The following is a 14,520-nucleotide window of genomic DNA, read 5'->3' on the forward strand; positions in this document are numbered from 1 at the left end:
ATTCACTTAACGAAACTCTAAATGTTACAAATAGGTTATATAATCGTCTACTTTTATAGCAAATAGATTTTTATATGAATCCAAAATTATTTCTAGTTTTATTTACATTATTTATTTTTCAATGGTCTCAAACACAGAACTCCATTCATGCGAAATTAATTGATTCCACTACACAAAAACCCATCGCGTTTGCAACTATTGAGCTCAATAAAAAATCTGGGGTTATTAGTAACAACAATGGCGTGTTTCAAATATATTTGAATAAAAAAACTAGGGTAAACGACTCCCTTTTTATCAATTGTTTGGGTTACGAAACCAAGCGCATTGCAGTTGAAAAATTCACCGACAGCATTATTGTTTTAAGTCAGAAATCCATTGAATTGGACGAGGTTTTGGTTTCGAACAAAGCCTATACGGTTGATGAAATTATAGAAAAAGCACAAGAAAACTTAGCAACAAATTACGATTTTGAATACACCAAAAGCAGGCTGTTTTACAGGCAATCCGACCATAATAACATAATTAAAAACACCATTGCTATTAAAAAATCGACCATTCCGGAAATCAATCAAAAATTTGTTGATAGCGTATTGGATATTATGCCTAAAAACTCGGGTAATTACACAGAGCTTTTAGGTGATTTATACCTAAAGCCCATTGCTGAAAACGCCCTAAAATTAGATATTATAAAAGCTTCAAACCTTTACGACAAAAACAATGAAATCTCATTTGAAGGCCTTGAAGAAAAATTTAATACCATATTTAAAAAACACATTAAAAGAGATTCCTATTTTAAAATTAAATCCGGGATTTTCGGCACAAAAGAAGACATTGACTCCTCCTTTTTTGGTGATGCCCAAGCCGATGAAGACATTGAAAAAACCAAAGCCTTTATTGACGAACAAAAAAAGAAGGAAAACGAACGTAAACAGAACTTTTTAAGATACAGAAAACGCGCTATTGCAAATTTAGAGACCAGCAGTTTTATCTTTGAGGATTCGTTTTTAAACTTTCTTGAAAAGTCTAACAGATACAGATTCGAGCTTTTGGACTATCAATTTTTAAACGGTGAATTTGTTTATAAAATAACATTTACCCCAAAGCGAAAAGAAGATTTCAAAGGTGTTTTATATATAAATACTGATGATTTTGCCATTGTTAGGGTGGACTATGAGAATGTGAAAAACCTAAAAAACTTTAGACTTTTAGGCATCTCTTATAGTGAATATTTAAAAAAGGGCACATTTATTTATGCTAAAAACAATAGCGATAAATATGTCCTTAAATATGCCGAAGTGGAAAACGGGAATAAATTTGGAATTAAACGCCCATTAAAGATTATTGAAAAAAACAAACATGTAAAAGGGCGGAGAAAGCAGAATGAAATTTCTACCGATATTCATTTTATCGTATCGAACATCACCAAAAAAGAACTCGTGGTTTTTGAAAACGAAAGTATTACCGAAACGGCATTTAATAACATTACTGAAAGAGCCAAAGTTAAGCCCACGTATTTACCAAAATACGACCCCGAATTTTGGAAAGGCTATAATGTTATGGAACCCAATCAGGCGATAAAGGATTTTAAGAGTATTGAGTGAAAATATCCTGCTAGGTTTCCAGAACCTTGAGGTATGTTCTTTTTAGTAGACTTACAAGCTTAAAACAAAACCTTGCAGGAGACCCAAACTAAAAACGCAGTTAACTTATTTAACCTTTATTCCTCCCCTTTTCATTGGGGTATAAATTGGGCAAATTATCACTTTGGAAAAACGCTTTCGTGTCTATATTCATTCCAGATAATTTACCGGTAAAAGCAGCGCCCGTATCAATGTTCCAAATGTTTGCGGCTTGCATGGGCACGCCGACGTTAAAATTTATAGTTGGGGTGTGCCCAATAAAAATTTCGCTGTAGTGTTTTAATCGGTTTGGGTATAATGTAGAATCCTTTGCAATGCGATTATCCATCGTTAAAGCCATTTCCCAAAGCGTTCTATCGAAATATAAACTTTCTTTAAAAACCTCTTTTTCCACACCGTGCATCGATGTAAATCCAGCGTGAACAAACAATCTGTTTTCGCCGTCAATATAATAAAGTGGCATACTTTCAAAAAAATCTAAATGCTTCTTTTTTTTGGCTTCCGAAAACCCCGCATAACTGTCTATGGTTTCTTTACCGCCATGCATATACCAAACGGGGTCAACACGGTCTTCTCTCAACCAGTTTTCACACCAAACATCGTGGTTCCCCTTTATAAAAACACAATTGAAATTTTTAGAAAGGTCTATTAAAAACGTAATAACCTGTGCAGATTCGCTCCAACCATCAACATAATCGCCCATAAAAATAAGGGTGTCTTCATCTTTAATTTCCATTTTATTCAATAGCTGAATTAATGCTTTTAAACCCCCGTGAATATCGCCAATTGCAAATGTTCGCATATAACCATCGTTTTTTCAAAAATAAATGTTTGAGTTTGAATTAACTAGACTTTGCGTTTGAAAACTTACTTTGGCGGATTGGTGCGTTAGGGATTGAGCATACTTCGACATCGCTCAGCACAAGTTTGTTGGAGCTCCTCGCAGAGAGCGACTTGTGAAAGCCCGACCCCAAGGCACGAAGGGGTAACGCCCTAAATACTTTAAAAATACTGCCCAATGCCAAACACAAAACCCTTCGTTGCATTTTTGGTTATCCCATGTCCGTAATCAATTCTAAAAATGGCGTTGTATATTTTTTTATGAATAAAACGAAGCCCTAAACCCGGATATATTTTGATGTTTTCGTCTTTACTGAAATCGCCAAAATCGCCTCCTGGATTTCGCCAAGAACCGGCATCGACAAAAGTATTTCCTTGCAAAACAAACCAATTTTTCTCGTAAATGGTATAACGGAATTCGGTATTTAAAACAATAACGCCTGTGCCTCTGTCGATGGTGTTTCCAACGCCACGAACATTCAAATTATTATCTACCGAAAAAGGGGCGAATGGCGTTTTATCGTTTTTTGACAAGCCCAATCGCAATCGGTTTGCCCAATTACTTCGCGTGCCAAAACGTTTAAAATAGAAAAAATCGTTCCAAGCGATAAAAAAATCGGGGAGCATATCGTTGGTTGATGTTACATATTGAAAGTTAAATTGATTTTTAACACCGGACACATATTGGTAAAAATAATCCAGATTGTTGTATTCATAAATGCTTTTAAGTAACCATTTGTGCACATTTAATTGTTGTGGCACATTGGGGTTTGTAGCGCCAGATTTATAGGCATAATCTTCAACAAAATAGTTTATTCCGAGTTCCAGTTTGTTGTTAAAGTTAAACTCGTATAAACCCAAAATTTCCAAAGATTGGTTATTGTATTTATAATCGGCCGTTGTACCATCAAAAAAAACAGGCTCTTGGGTTGTTAAATCTTGATAGTTTACAGCCAAACCCAATTTGTTTGAAAACAAATAAGGCGCCCTAAAATTTATGGCGTAACTGCTGTAAATATCCTTTTGATAAAACCCGCCAAAGCCAATGTTTCTGCCCAATAAATTAAATTCGTGCAGTCCCAAACGATAGGCAAACTCATCGTTATTTGTGGTATACATATTGGCCGAAGGAATTAAGGTGAAGTTCTCAACAACATTATAAAACACGTTGTATTGATTGTTTTCGGAATAAAACACCTGATAATAAGCGTGAGACACCGACGGCAAGCGTTTTAAGCGTTTTATATCTTGCTCGATAACCAACGAATCCAGTTTTTCTCCAGTTTTAATAGATGATATTTTTTTGATGAAAGACGATTTGAGCTTTTTATTACCCTGAATTTTTAAATCGGCAACCGTATAATTCTGCGAAAACAAACTCACAGTGAAAAAGCTTAAAAATACAATGGCTAGCGTTTTACTCATTGAGCTTCAAAGGTTTTAAGAATGACCCAATTTACCCAATTATCTTCACTAACATCCATTAAGGTGAAATTATAATTATTTCCAGAAATGAGCAATGGTGGCGTTTGCTGGGTCGTTATATTTAAAACCACATTGGATGTGTTGTAATATTGAAAATGATTCTCGTAAGTATAGGTGCCCGAAAGTAAATTGTTTTGCGCATCCGAAACCACTTGAAAATATATGGCATTTTCGCCAAAAGCATCATCTTCCCACATAAAATTTGGCATGTTGGGTTGCGATTGGTCGATAACGACTTCGCTATTCCAAACAGTTGGTTTGGTGTTTTGTTTGGACCGAATGGGGTTGGACATTTTTATTTCACCATGCAATTCAAAAGTAACAATAATCCATTTTTCATTTGAAGAAGATTGTACAAACTTGCCCAAATACCCATTAAAAAACGGTTCGTTTGGAATGGTGATTTGCACATAATTTGAAAAATCGTTTTGGTCAACTTGTGCATTTTCAGTTTCATAAAGCCGAATATGGGTTGCACCGGATTCTGGGTAATAAAAGGTTAGAATCCCGTTGGTATTTTCATCGCTTGCGGCACAGGCAATAACTTGGCCCACTTCAAAAGACCTGTTTAAAACGTAAGCCTCTAACGTATTGCGCAGGTCGTCATCCGCATCTTTTGAACAAGATGTAAAAGCGAAAAAACAGACCAATATGTACTTCAATTTATTCATTTAAAATCACTGTAATGTTTACGTAAAACAGCTTCAACGGGTTTGTTTTGCGGTGTAAATTGTGCATTGTTTACGCCACCAACCGCTTCGTGATTAACAAACCATTTCCAAATAAAACCACCGGCAAACCAGTCTTCATTCCAAAAGGTTTCCAACAGCGCTTTCGTGGTATTGGTTTGCGCATCTAAATTAACATGCCCCATATTTCTGTCGCTTTTCCAAGGTTCTTTCCCAGAATAATCTACGCTTCTATAGCCAAATTCAGTAAACAAAATAGGTTTGTTAAAGGTGTTTGAAACCTGTTCGATAACTGGTTTATGTGTTTTCCAACCTGCTGTAGCCTCGGCAACCGTTGGCGTTTTACTATCGCTAACGGGAAAATAGGCATCAATACCTATAAAATCCAATTCATCCCAAAATGGTGTACGCTTAAACTCGTCCCAATTGGCAGCGTAAGTTAGTTTGCCTTTGTATGTTTTTTTTATTTCCGCAATTAAATTACGCCAATAATCTGGTCTGTTTTCAATGAATTTTTCAAGTTCTGTACCTATGCAAAATAGTTCAGCATTAACCTCATGAGCCAATTGGGCGTATTCTAATATAAATTTGGAATATGAATTTTCCAAGGTTTTCCAATCGGCTTCAGATGCCATTTCTAAATACCCCGTAAATTCGCCATGCCAAATCCAAATTTGGGGTTTTATCATAATTTTAATATGCATTTGTTGAAGCACTTCAACATATTGCTTTGCTCCTGCTGTGGTTTCACCAAACCACTGTCGCTGTGTGTTAAACACAATTTCCGGGTGTTCCAAATTTCGTATAAACCCAAAAGGCATAATGGCTGCATAATTAGCGTTGACGTTCACAACAGGTTTTACATGCGCATGATCAATGGACTCTCGTGAAGCTACAAAACTTACACCGTTAATTTTTTCTGGTTGACTTAAACAGGTCTGAAAAATCAGCGCTAAAAAAACAATTAGGAACTTAAATAGTTTCATAAAAAACGATTTATAAACTCCTAATTTACATTATTAATTAAAACAAAGCCCTTAAACCTATATTAAATGATTGCCCTAAACCTGTAGTGTTGCCTCTTATAAAATTACTGTAAAGCACCTCTAAATTTAAAGTTTTAGATAATTGATATTTTCCGCCAAAACCCAATGCCGTATAATCTTGTTTAAAATCGCCAACACGTTGTTGATGCTGCGCAAATCCTAAAATGGTAAATTCCTGATTGGGAAAATAACTTAAAAACACACCCGGAGCCAACACAAATGTTTTATCGGCAAAACTGGTTTTCTCACCAAAATTATACTCGGTGTTTAGCTCTGTAAACAGTTGCCAATCACCACTAGGAAAGGTGTAATCGTAGAAAAAACGATTTTGGAATGTGTATGCGGTTTGGTCTAAAAACACGTTGTTTTCGGTTTCGTTATCAACCAATGGTATATGGAATGCCGTTTGAATTGTAAAGTTGTTCACATTGTTAAACGGATTGAATTTGATGGCGGGTGCGATAGATGTTATGCCCGAACGCGCCGTATTGGTTTCGCCGTCAAACTTAAAAACATCGAGGGCTTTACGGTTTCCAACGACGTTGGAACGCATTTCAATCAACAAACCCACATTCAATGTACTGTTTTGCGAAACGCCCGTAAACACGTCGATTGTTGATGTGAAATAGGTTTCTCTCGGTTCATTTTTAGACACATCGCCACTACTATTTGCCACTTTGGTTTGCGTGTATAAGTTGTTGAAAAACTTAATATCCCACTGACCTTTTTTTAAGAGTTTTGATGGTGTATAGGTTTGGATATTGCTTTTTTGGACATCTTCTTCTTGTGAAAACCCGGTAAATGCTATCGCTGAAATTATAAGACATGCTATTGTTTTTTTCATCTGTATTTGGTTTTTGTTTCTTTTTTTAGACCTTACTGTGTATTGATTCTCCAATCGTATTGAAAATAACCCAGTTTGTACTTGCCTTCTAACTTTTCAGCTCTGTATTTATTAATAAAATCGATTTCCGTTGTACCGTTCATGGTAAAATCCGCTTTATACCATTCCATAATTTGCGATGCTTCAACACGTTTCTTTTTGGTGTTCACTTTTAAAAAACTACCGTTTATGGCTTTTTTGGTCTGCGTTTCCAATTGTACATCCAAGGTATTTGGTAAATAGGCTTTATTGATTAATGGCGGACAACCAACGGCACCACAAACCAACACAAAATGGAAGCGCGCATCGTTAAATTGGGCGCGTAATAATTTGTGCTCAATATCATTTAACGTGATGTTTTTTCCTGCTAAACGATAAGTTGTTTTATCAAAAAAACCAGCGTTGTCCAAGGGTGAATTTGTTGGATAATTAAAGATGATGCCTTTTATAACAGATAGGTTGTAAGCGTTAATCCAAAAGGCTTGATAGACCTCTGCATCTTCTTTTGAAACCGAAATAGCTTCGGCTAATTTCATCAATTCATTCAAGCCACTTTGATTGTTGTAAATGTCCGAATAGGCTACTTTCCCCTCATCAACATAAGTTCTAAAAAAAGTATCAGCCTTACTAAAAAAAACATTCACATCTTGCGAAAATCCTTCAATGCTAACTAGAATAATAATTAAAATGATATGTTGCTTTTTCATCTGTCTATAATTTATGCTTTGCAAAGTGTTACCACCTAGGTCGTATAAAATGTTAGCTAACTTACATGGTTAAAAAAAGTTTTTTTGCGTCTTTAAAAATTTTAAATCCTTACAAAACACCTGTAATTTAAAGCAATTCTAAATTAACAACTTCAATATAAGTTATTATCTTTAACTTCGACCTACTACAACACAATCACTAAATATGGATCACATTGTTATAATAGGAAATGGCATTTCGGGCGTTACCGCTGCGAGGCATATAAGAAAACTTTCCGATACTGAAACAAGTTCAGCACAGGCTAAAAAAATCACCATTGTATCTGCCGAAACCGATTATTTCTTTTCTCGAACCGCGCTAATGTATGTTTATATGGGACACATGAAGTTTGAGCATACACAACCTTACGAGAATTGGTTTTGGAAAAAAAATAAAATCAACCTTAAAAAAGGCTATGTAAAAACGGTTGAAACCACATCTAAAACACTACAGTTTGCAAATGGCGACACCTTACAATACGACAAACTAATAATTGCCACGGGCAGCAAACCTAATAAATTTGGGTGGCCAGGGCAAGATTTAAAAGGCGTTATGGGTATGTACCACAAACAAGATTTAGATAATCTTGAAAAATATGCACCCAATAATAAAGTATGTAAACACGCCGTAATTGTTGGTGGCGGATTAATAGGTATTGAGCTTGCTGAAATGTTGCATTCGCGACATATTCCAGTGACTTTTTTAGTACGGGAACATAGTTTTTGGGATGCAGTTTTACCTAAAGGTGAATCGGCTATGATTAACCGCGAAATTTTAAAAAACGGTATCGACTTACGATTAGGCGTGAATTTAAAAGAAATTAAAGCCTATGAAAACGGTCAGGTAAAATCGGTGATTATTGAAGAAACAGGCGAAGAAATTGACTGCAATGTGGTGGGATTAACTGCTGGTGTTTCACCGAATATTGATTTTTTAAAAGAATCTGAAAACCAGACTGAGCCCGGGCGAAGTATTGAAACAGGGCGCGGTGTAAAAGTGAATCGGTTTTTAGAAACCAATATCCCCGATGTTTATGCCATTGGCGATTGCGCCGAACAACACGAAGGCATTGATCAGCGCAGACCCATTGAAGCCGTTTGGTACACCGGACGCATGATGGGAGAAACCGTTGCGCAAACCATTTGCGGGAACCGCATTGCATACAAACCCGGACACTGGTTTAACTCGGCTAAGTTTTTTGATATTGAATACCAAACCTATGGTTGGGTTTGGGCGCAACCAAAGGAAAACGAAGCCCGTTTTTATTGGGAACACCATAAAGGCAACAAATGTATTCACATCAACTACGATAAAAACACGCGTGAATTTATTGGGATTAATAATTTGGGAATTAGAATGCGACATGAGTTTTTCGATAAGGTTTTAACCGAAAAACGTTCGGTCGATTATGTTTTAGAACATTTGGCCGATGCTAATTTTGATCCTGAGTTTTACAAACTGCACGAACCGGAAATCGTTGCAAAATTCAACCAAGAAAACCACACGAATATTCAGCTGAAAAAGAAAAGTTGGAAACGTATTTTTCAAACCTCATAAATAAATCAAATGAAGAACATTCAAAACATAGGACTTGGTTTATTTTTAACAGGTCTCGCTATATTTATCGCGCTAGTATTTTTAGGGAAGTATGAGTTAACACCACAGTTATTAGACCAAGTCATTATCAACAAAGGCATTAAAAGCGAGCTTTTTATTGATGATTTAAAAACGAACGTGGTTGAGAAGGAATTTACAAATCCGTTTTCATTTTCATCTCAAATCACATCGGCATTAAAAACAGCAAACGAAACCCACAAACAAAATAGCGAATGGGATAAAGTTATTTGGGACAAGCCACACAGTTTTTCTTACCAAATAGCCAAAAGCGCCGGAAGCGGCATGGTTAAAGTAAACAAATGGCTGTTTTGGTGGCTCACTTTTGGTTTGGGCATTATTGGTGCATTGTTATTTATTATTCCAAAGGTTATTACCTTAGGACCTGCAGGCATTAAAAACAATGGCATTTATCATAGTGCAGCGACAAACCGAGGTTGGATAGGTTGGTTCGCCTTTATATTTTTGGTAGGTTTTTATATCCTGCTTTATTTCAGGCCCGATTATATTGTAAACTGGGTTTACCTTGTTGACCCCATAAGTGAAAGTTTAAACGGAAACCCAGCAAGTCAATGGTTTTTATACGGATTTTTATACTGCACCGTAATGACGGTTATGGCGGTGAGAATGTATATAAAATACCGACACAATAAATACCAAATATTACGAACCACGTCGGTTTTGTTTTTTCAAATTGTGTTTGCCTTTTTAATTCCAGAAATTTTAGTTCGTTTTGAAAAACCTTGGTACGATTTTAAAAACGCCTTTCCATTGGATTACGATTTCTTCTTTAAATGGAACCTTGATGAACTTATAAATAGCGGTGGCTTGGGCTTGTTTATTTTAGTTTGGGGCATCGTATTAACCTTGGTTATCGTTCCCGTAATGGTGTATTTCTTTGGAAAACGCTGGTATTGTAGTTGGGTTTGCGGTTGTGGTGGCTTAGCTGAAACCTTGGGCGACCCTTACAGACAACTATCCGATAAATCGTTAAGCGCTTGGAAATTTGAACGTTGGTTGGTACATGGTGTTTTGGTATTTGCTTTAGTAATGACAGGCTTTACACTTTACTCCTATTTTTCGGGAGCTGAGGCGGTATTGGGCATCAAAACACAAACCATACAAGATGTTTACGGCTTTTTAATCGGTGCCATTTTTGCCGGGGTTATCGGCACAGGGTTCTATCCCATTTTTGGCAATCGGGTTTGGTGCCGTTTCGGTTGTCCGTTAGCCGCTTATTTAGGTATAGTACAGCGTTTTAAATCCCGTTTTAGAATTACAACCAATGGCGGCCAATGTATTTCTTGCGGTAATTGTTCCACTTATTGTGAAATGGGAATCGATGTGCGCGCCTATGCACAAAAAGGCGAAAACATTATTAGAGCGAGTTGTGTTGGCTGTGGTATTTGTGCCGCAGTTTGCCCGCGAGGTGTTTTAAAACTGGAGAATGGCCCGGAAAAAGGACGCATCAATCCAACCGATGTTTTACTTGGGAACGATGTGAATTTAATGGATTTAGTGAATCAGAAATAAGTTTACAGTTTCAACATGATTAAAAAACATTCGTGTATTTGTGGCTAACTTTAATAAATTAAAATGAAAAAGATTTCATTCTATATAATCCTGTCCATCAGCTTATCAATTTCAGCTCAAAAAACCTATCAAAAAAATTATTTTGATAACGGCGTTTTAAAATCTGAAGGCTGGATAAAAAGCAATCAAAAAAATGGTTATTGGAAATTCTTTTACAAAAACGGAAACATTGAAAAAGAAGGTCATTTTTCAGCAAACAAACCTATTAAATATTGGTATTTTTACACCGAAAACGGCACAAAACAAAGTGAAGGTCGTTTTGATAATGGCGAAAAAACAAACTGGTGGTCGTTTTATAACAACGCTGAAAAAATCAATTACAAATGCCAGTTTAAATACAATCGGAAAAACGGATATTGCCTCATGTACGAAAATGAAAAATTAGTTTCTGTCGCTAAGTTTAAATCCGGAAAAAAAATTAAAACATGGACAGATTTAAAAGCGTTCAAAAAAGAAAATAATTTACTAGACCTACAATGATCAAATCCAGTGCTGAGCAAAACCTAAGTATAAAAGTCATTATTCCTGCCTATAACGAAGCAGACTCCATCGCATATGTTATTAATGATATTCCCAATATAGTTGATGAAATTATTGTGGTTAGCAACAACTCCACCGACAACACCGAAATCAACGCTAAAAAAGCTGGAGCAACGGTTTTAACCGAATCCAGAAAAGGCTACGGATACGCCTGTTTAAAAGGTATGGCCCATATAGCAAAACAGAATTTAAAACCAGATATAGTCGTTTTTTTAGATGGCGATTACAGCGATTACCCCGAAGAATTAACAAAAATTGTAGCACCAATTATTAATGATGATATAGATTTTGTAATCGGTGCGCGTGTAAAACGACTGAGAGAGCAGGGCGCTATGACGTTTCCCCAAATTTTTGGCAATTGGTTGGCAACCACATTAATGACCTTATTTTTTGGAGCAAAATTTACCGACTTGGGGCCATTTAGAGCCATTAAATACAATAAACTATTGCGTCTAAATATGGAGGACAAAACCTATGGTTGGACGGTAGAAATGCAACTAAAAGCTTTAAAGCAAAAACTAACATACACCGAAATACCCGTGAATTACAGAAACCGAATTGGCGTCTCAAAAGTTTCCGGAACGGTAAAAGGTGCTATATTTGCAGGCTTTAAAATATTAGGTTGGATTTTTAAATACAGTATTAAAAAATGATTTTAGAAACCATAATTATAGTCGTTTACACCATCGCGTTATTGCTTATATTTATGTATGCTTTGGCACAATTAAACCTACTATTCAATTATTTATCTTCTAAAAAAAACAATACATCCTGCGAAACTTTCAATTTGTCAAACCCGGCGGAAATCCCCTTTGTAACCATACAATTGCCCGTTTATAACGAAATGTATGTCATGGAGCGTTTGCTCGACAACATTGCGGAAATCGACTATCCAAAAAACAAATTGGAAATCCAGGTTTTAGACGACTCAACCGATGAGACTGTTGAAACCACAAAAAATCAAATCGATAAACTTAAAGCCAAAGGTTTAGATATTCAACATATCACCCGAACCAACCGACAAGGCTTTAAGGCCGGTGCACTTAAAGAAGGATTAAAAACAGCCAAAGGCGGTTTTATTGCCATTTTCGATGCCGATTTTCTACCAAAAAAAGATTGGCTAAAACGCACCATTCCTTATTTTAAAGACGATAATATTGGCGTTGTACAAACACGTTGGGGGCACATTAACCGCAATTTTTCGGTATTAACAAAAATTCAGGCCTTTGCTTTAGATGCGCATTTTACCTTGGAGCAAGTAGGCCGAAACAGCAAAGGGCATTTTATAAATTTTAACGGAACCGCCGGCGTTTGGCGCAAAACCTGTATTATAGATGCTGGCAATTGGGAAGGCGACACCCTAACCGAAGACCTCGATTTAAGCTACCGCGCCCAATTAAAAAACTGGAAATTCAAATATCTCGAAGATGTAGAAACACCGGCAGAACTTCCCGTGGCCATAAGCGCGGCACGCTCGCAACAATTTAGGTGGAACAAAGGCGGTGCCGAAAACTTTAAAAAAATGCTTTGGAAAGTTTTAAAAAACAAAAACATTTCGGCAAAAACCAAAGCCCACGGCCTGCTGCATTTATTAAACAGCACCATGTTTTTAAACATCCTCATAGTGGCCGTATTAAGCATCCCCATGCTTTACATAAAAAACGAGTACACCCATTTAAAAGCCTATTTTTTTGTAATGAGCTTCTTTATTATAAGCACCGTAATATTTTTTGTTTGCTACTGGATTATGTACCGCAGAATGTACGGCGGCGGCATAAAAAACTTTATGAACTACATTGGTATGTTTTTCGTGTTTTTCTCAATAGCCATGGGCTTTTCATTACACAATTCCATTGCTGTTTTAGAAGGACATTTGGGCAAAAAAAGTGAATTTGTGCGCACGCCAAAATTCAACATTAGCACGATAAAAGATGGTTGGAAAAACAACAAATACCTCAAAAAAACAATCTCTATAAACGTCATTTTCGAAGGCGCCCTCATGCTCTACTTCGCCTTTGGCATGTACAGTGCATTCGTGGTTGGCGACCAAGGTGGCGATTTCGGGTTGTTCCCCTTTCACCTCATGTTATTTCTAGGTTTTGGCTACGTATTCTTTAAATCGTTGACTTCAAAAATCTAAATTCTACCATGATTTGTCATGCTGAACTTGTTTTAGCATCGCATCATCATTATTTGGGCGTTACCCCACCCTTCGACTCAGCTCAGGGCAAGAGGGGTCGGGCTTTCGGCAGTCGCTTCCTCCTGCGTCGGCGAGCTCCAACAAATGCCTCAATCCCTAACGCAAATCCTAACACCCATTAAAAATCGTCAACGGTAATTCGTCCATCGAAATTCCTTTCACTATTTTTGCAAAACTTATGACGGTAAAGAAAAAAGATATACGCGCATTAACCAAAGAACAATTAAGAGAATTCTTTGTAAAACAAGGCGACAAAGCATTTAGGGGCAATCAAGTATACGAATGGCTTTGGCAAAAATCGGCACACCATTTTGAGGACATGACCAATGTTTCAAAAGAAACACGCCAAATGCTCGAAGACCATTTTGTAATCAATCACATAAAGGTCGATAACATGCAGCGCAGTAACGATGGTACGGTTAAAAACGCGGTGCGCTTGCACGATGGTTTAATTGTAGAATCGGTTTTAATTCCAACCAAAACACGCACAACAGCCTGTGTATCCAGTCAAGTTGGTTGTAGTTTAGACTGTAAATTTTGTGCCACGGCACGATTAAAACGGATGCGTAATTTAAACCCGGATGAAATTTACGACCAAGTGGTTGCTATCGATAACCAAAGTAGATTATATCACAACAGGCCATTAAGCAACATAGTGTTTATGGGCATGGGCGAACCGCTAATGAATTATAACAACGTAATTAAGGCCATCGATAAAATAACCTCGCCCGAAGGTTTGGGCATGTCGCCAAAGCGCATAACCGTTTCCACTTCTGGCGTGCCAAAAATTATTAAAAAAATGGCAGACGACGATGTTAAATTTAATTTAGCCGTATCGTTGCATTCAGCTATCGATGAGGTTCGAACCACCATCATGCCTTTTAACGAAACTTTTCCTTTAAAGGATTTAAAAGAATCTTTAGAATATTGGTACGAAAAAACAAACCGTAAAATAAGTTACGAATATGTAGTTTGGAAAGGTATAAACGATTCACAAAAAGACATTGATGCTTTTGTTAAGTTCTGTAAATACGTGCCATGTAAAGTTAATATTATTGAGTACAATCCTATTGACGATGGCCATTTTCAGCAAGCCTCAAATGAGGCCTTGGAAAACTACATCAAAACTTTAGAAAAAAATAGAATAGTGGTTAATGTACGACGAAGCCGAGGAAAAGATATTGATGCGGCATGCGGACAATTAGCAAATAAAGGTTAAAAAAAGCTGCAAATTGCAGCTTTT

The 14,520-nt window shown here is 36.7% G+C and carries 13 protein-coding genes; 7 read left to right on the forward strand and 6 right to left on the reverse strand.

From position 1 onward, the window contains the following. Positions 1 to 74 precede the first annotated feature (74 nt). A complete protein-coding gene (locus RNZ47_RS00215) occupies positions 75 to 1,601 on the forward strand; it encodes a carboxypeptidase-like regulatory domain-containing protein (protein WP_311934935.1) in 1,527 nt (508 codons plus the stop codon). A 109-nt stretch (positions 1,602 to 1,710) separates the two neighbouring features. On the opposite strand, the gene RNZ47_RS00220 is transcribed toward RNZ47_RS00215, so the two are convergent. From RNZ47_RS00220 to RNZ47_RS00245, 6 genes are all read right to left on the reverse strand, one after another. Next, complete coding sequence (locus RNZ47_RS00220) at positions 1,711 to 2,442, reverse strand: metallophosphoesterase family protein (RefSeq protein WP_311934937.1); 732 nt, start codon at positions 2,440 to 2,442, stop codon at positions 1,711 to 1,713. A gap of 200 nt (positions 2,443 to 2,642) precedes the next feature. Then, positions 2,643 to 3,905: a POTRA domain-containing protein gene (locus tag RNZ47_RS00225; RefSeq protein WP_311934939.1), complete on the reverse strand. Its 1,263-nt coding sequence runs from the start codon at positions 3,903 to 3,905 to the stop codon at positions 2,643 to 2,645. Beyond that, complete coding sequence (locus RNZ47_RS00230; RefSeq protein WP_311934942.1) at positions 3,902 to 4,627, reverse strand: hypothetical protein; 726 nt, start codon at positions 4,625 to 4,627, stop codon at positions 3,902 to 3,904. Before RNZ47_RS00230 ends, RNZ47_RS00225 begins: the two co-directional genes overlap by 4 nt. Before the next feature lie 5 nt (positions 4,628 to 4,632). Continuing rightward, complete coding sequence (locus RNZ47_RS00235) at positions 4,633 to 5,640, reverse strand: glycoside hydrolase family 113 (protein ID WP_311934944.1); 1,008 nt, start codon at positions 5,638 to 5,640, stop codon at positions 4,633 to 4,635. A gap of 37 nt (positions 5,641 to 5,677) precedes the next feature. After that, positions 5,678 to 6,544, reverse strand: coding sequence for a transporter (locus RNZ47_RS00240; RefSeq protein WP_311934947.1), 867 nt, complete (start codon positions 6,542 to 6,544; stop codon positions 5,678 to 5,680). 32 nt (positions 6,545 to 6,576) lie between these two features. Further along, entirely contained in the window at positions 6,577 to 7,290 is a 714-nt protein-coding gene (locus tag RNZ47_RS00245; RefSeq protein ID WP_311934949.1) for a DUF547 domain-containing protein, read from the reverse strand. 205 nt (positions 7,291 to 7,495) lie between these two features. Here RNZ47_RS00245 and RNZ47_RS00250 point away from each other — a divergent pair, with 205 nt between their 5' ends. From RNZ47_RS00250 to rlmN, 6 genes are all read left to right on the forward strand, one after another. Continuing rightward, positions 7,496 to 8,887 carry an NAD(P)/FAD-dependent oxidoreductase gene (locus RNZ47_RS00250; protein ID WP_311934951.1) on the forward strand — a complete coding sequence of 464 codons (1,392 nt, stop codon included), beginning with the start codon at positions 7,496 to 7,498 and terminating at the stop codon, positions 8,885 to 8,887. Positions 8,888 to 8,896: 9 nt separating this feature from the next. Then, on the forward strand, positions 8,897 to 10,477 hold the full coding sequence (locus RNZ47_RS00255) for a 4Fe-4S binding protein (RefSeq protein WP_311934953.1): 1,581 nt from the start codon (positions 8,897 to 8,899) through the stop codon (positions 10,475 to 10,477). 63 nt (positions 10,478 to 10,540) lie between these two features. Continuing rightward, positions 10,541 to 11,017 (forward strand): toxin-antitoxin system YwqK family antitoxin, encoded by a 477-nt coding sequence (locus RNZ47_RS00260; protein WP_311934954.1) that lies wholly within the window; start codon positions 10,541 to 10,543, stop codon positions 11,015 to 11,017. Beyond that, the gene (locus RNZ47_RS00265; protein ID WP_311934955.1) at positions 11,014 to 11,730 is read left to right on the forward strand and encodes a glycosyltransferase family 2 protein; all 717 of its coding nucleotides are present in this window, start codon (positions 11,014 to 11,016) and stop codon (positions 11,728 to 11,730) included. The genes RNZ47_RS00260 and RNZ47_RS00265 overlap by 4 nt, the downstream gene beginning before the upstream one ends. Beyond that, positions 11,727 to 13,217, forward strand: a complete 1,491-nt coding sequence (locus RNZ47_RS00270) for a cellulose synthase family protein (RefSeq protein WP_311934956.1) — start codon at positions 11,727 to 11,729, stop codon at positions 13,215 to 13,217. The genes RNZ47_RS00265 and RNZ47_RS00270 overlap by 4 nt, the downstream gene beginning before the upstream one ends. A 238-nt stretch (positions 13,218 to 13,455) precedes the next feature. Further along, the gene (gene rlmN, locus RNZ47_RS00275; protein ID WP_311934957.1) at positions 13,456 to 14,496 is read left to right on the forward strand and encodes a dual-specificity RNA methyltransferase RlmN; all 1,041 of its coding nucleotides are present in this window, start codon (positions 13,456 to 13,458) and stop codon (positions 14,494 to 14,496) included. The last annotated feature ends 24 nt before the right edge of the window (positions 14,497 to 14,520 follow it).

This window comes from Hwangdonia seohaensis, assembly GCF_031932625.1.
GTDB lineage: Bacteria > Bacteroidota > Bacteroidia > Flavobacteriales > Flavobacteriaceae > Hwangdonia > Hwangdonia seohaensis.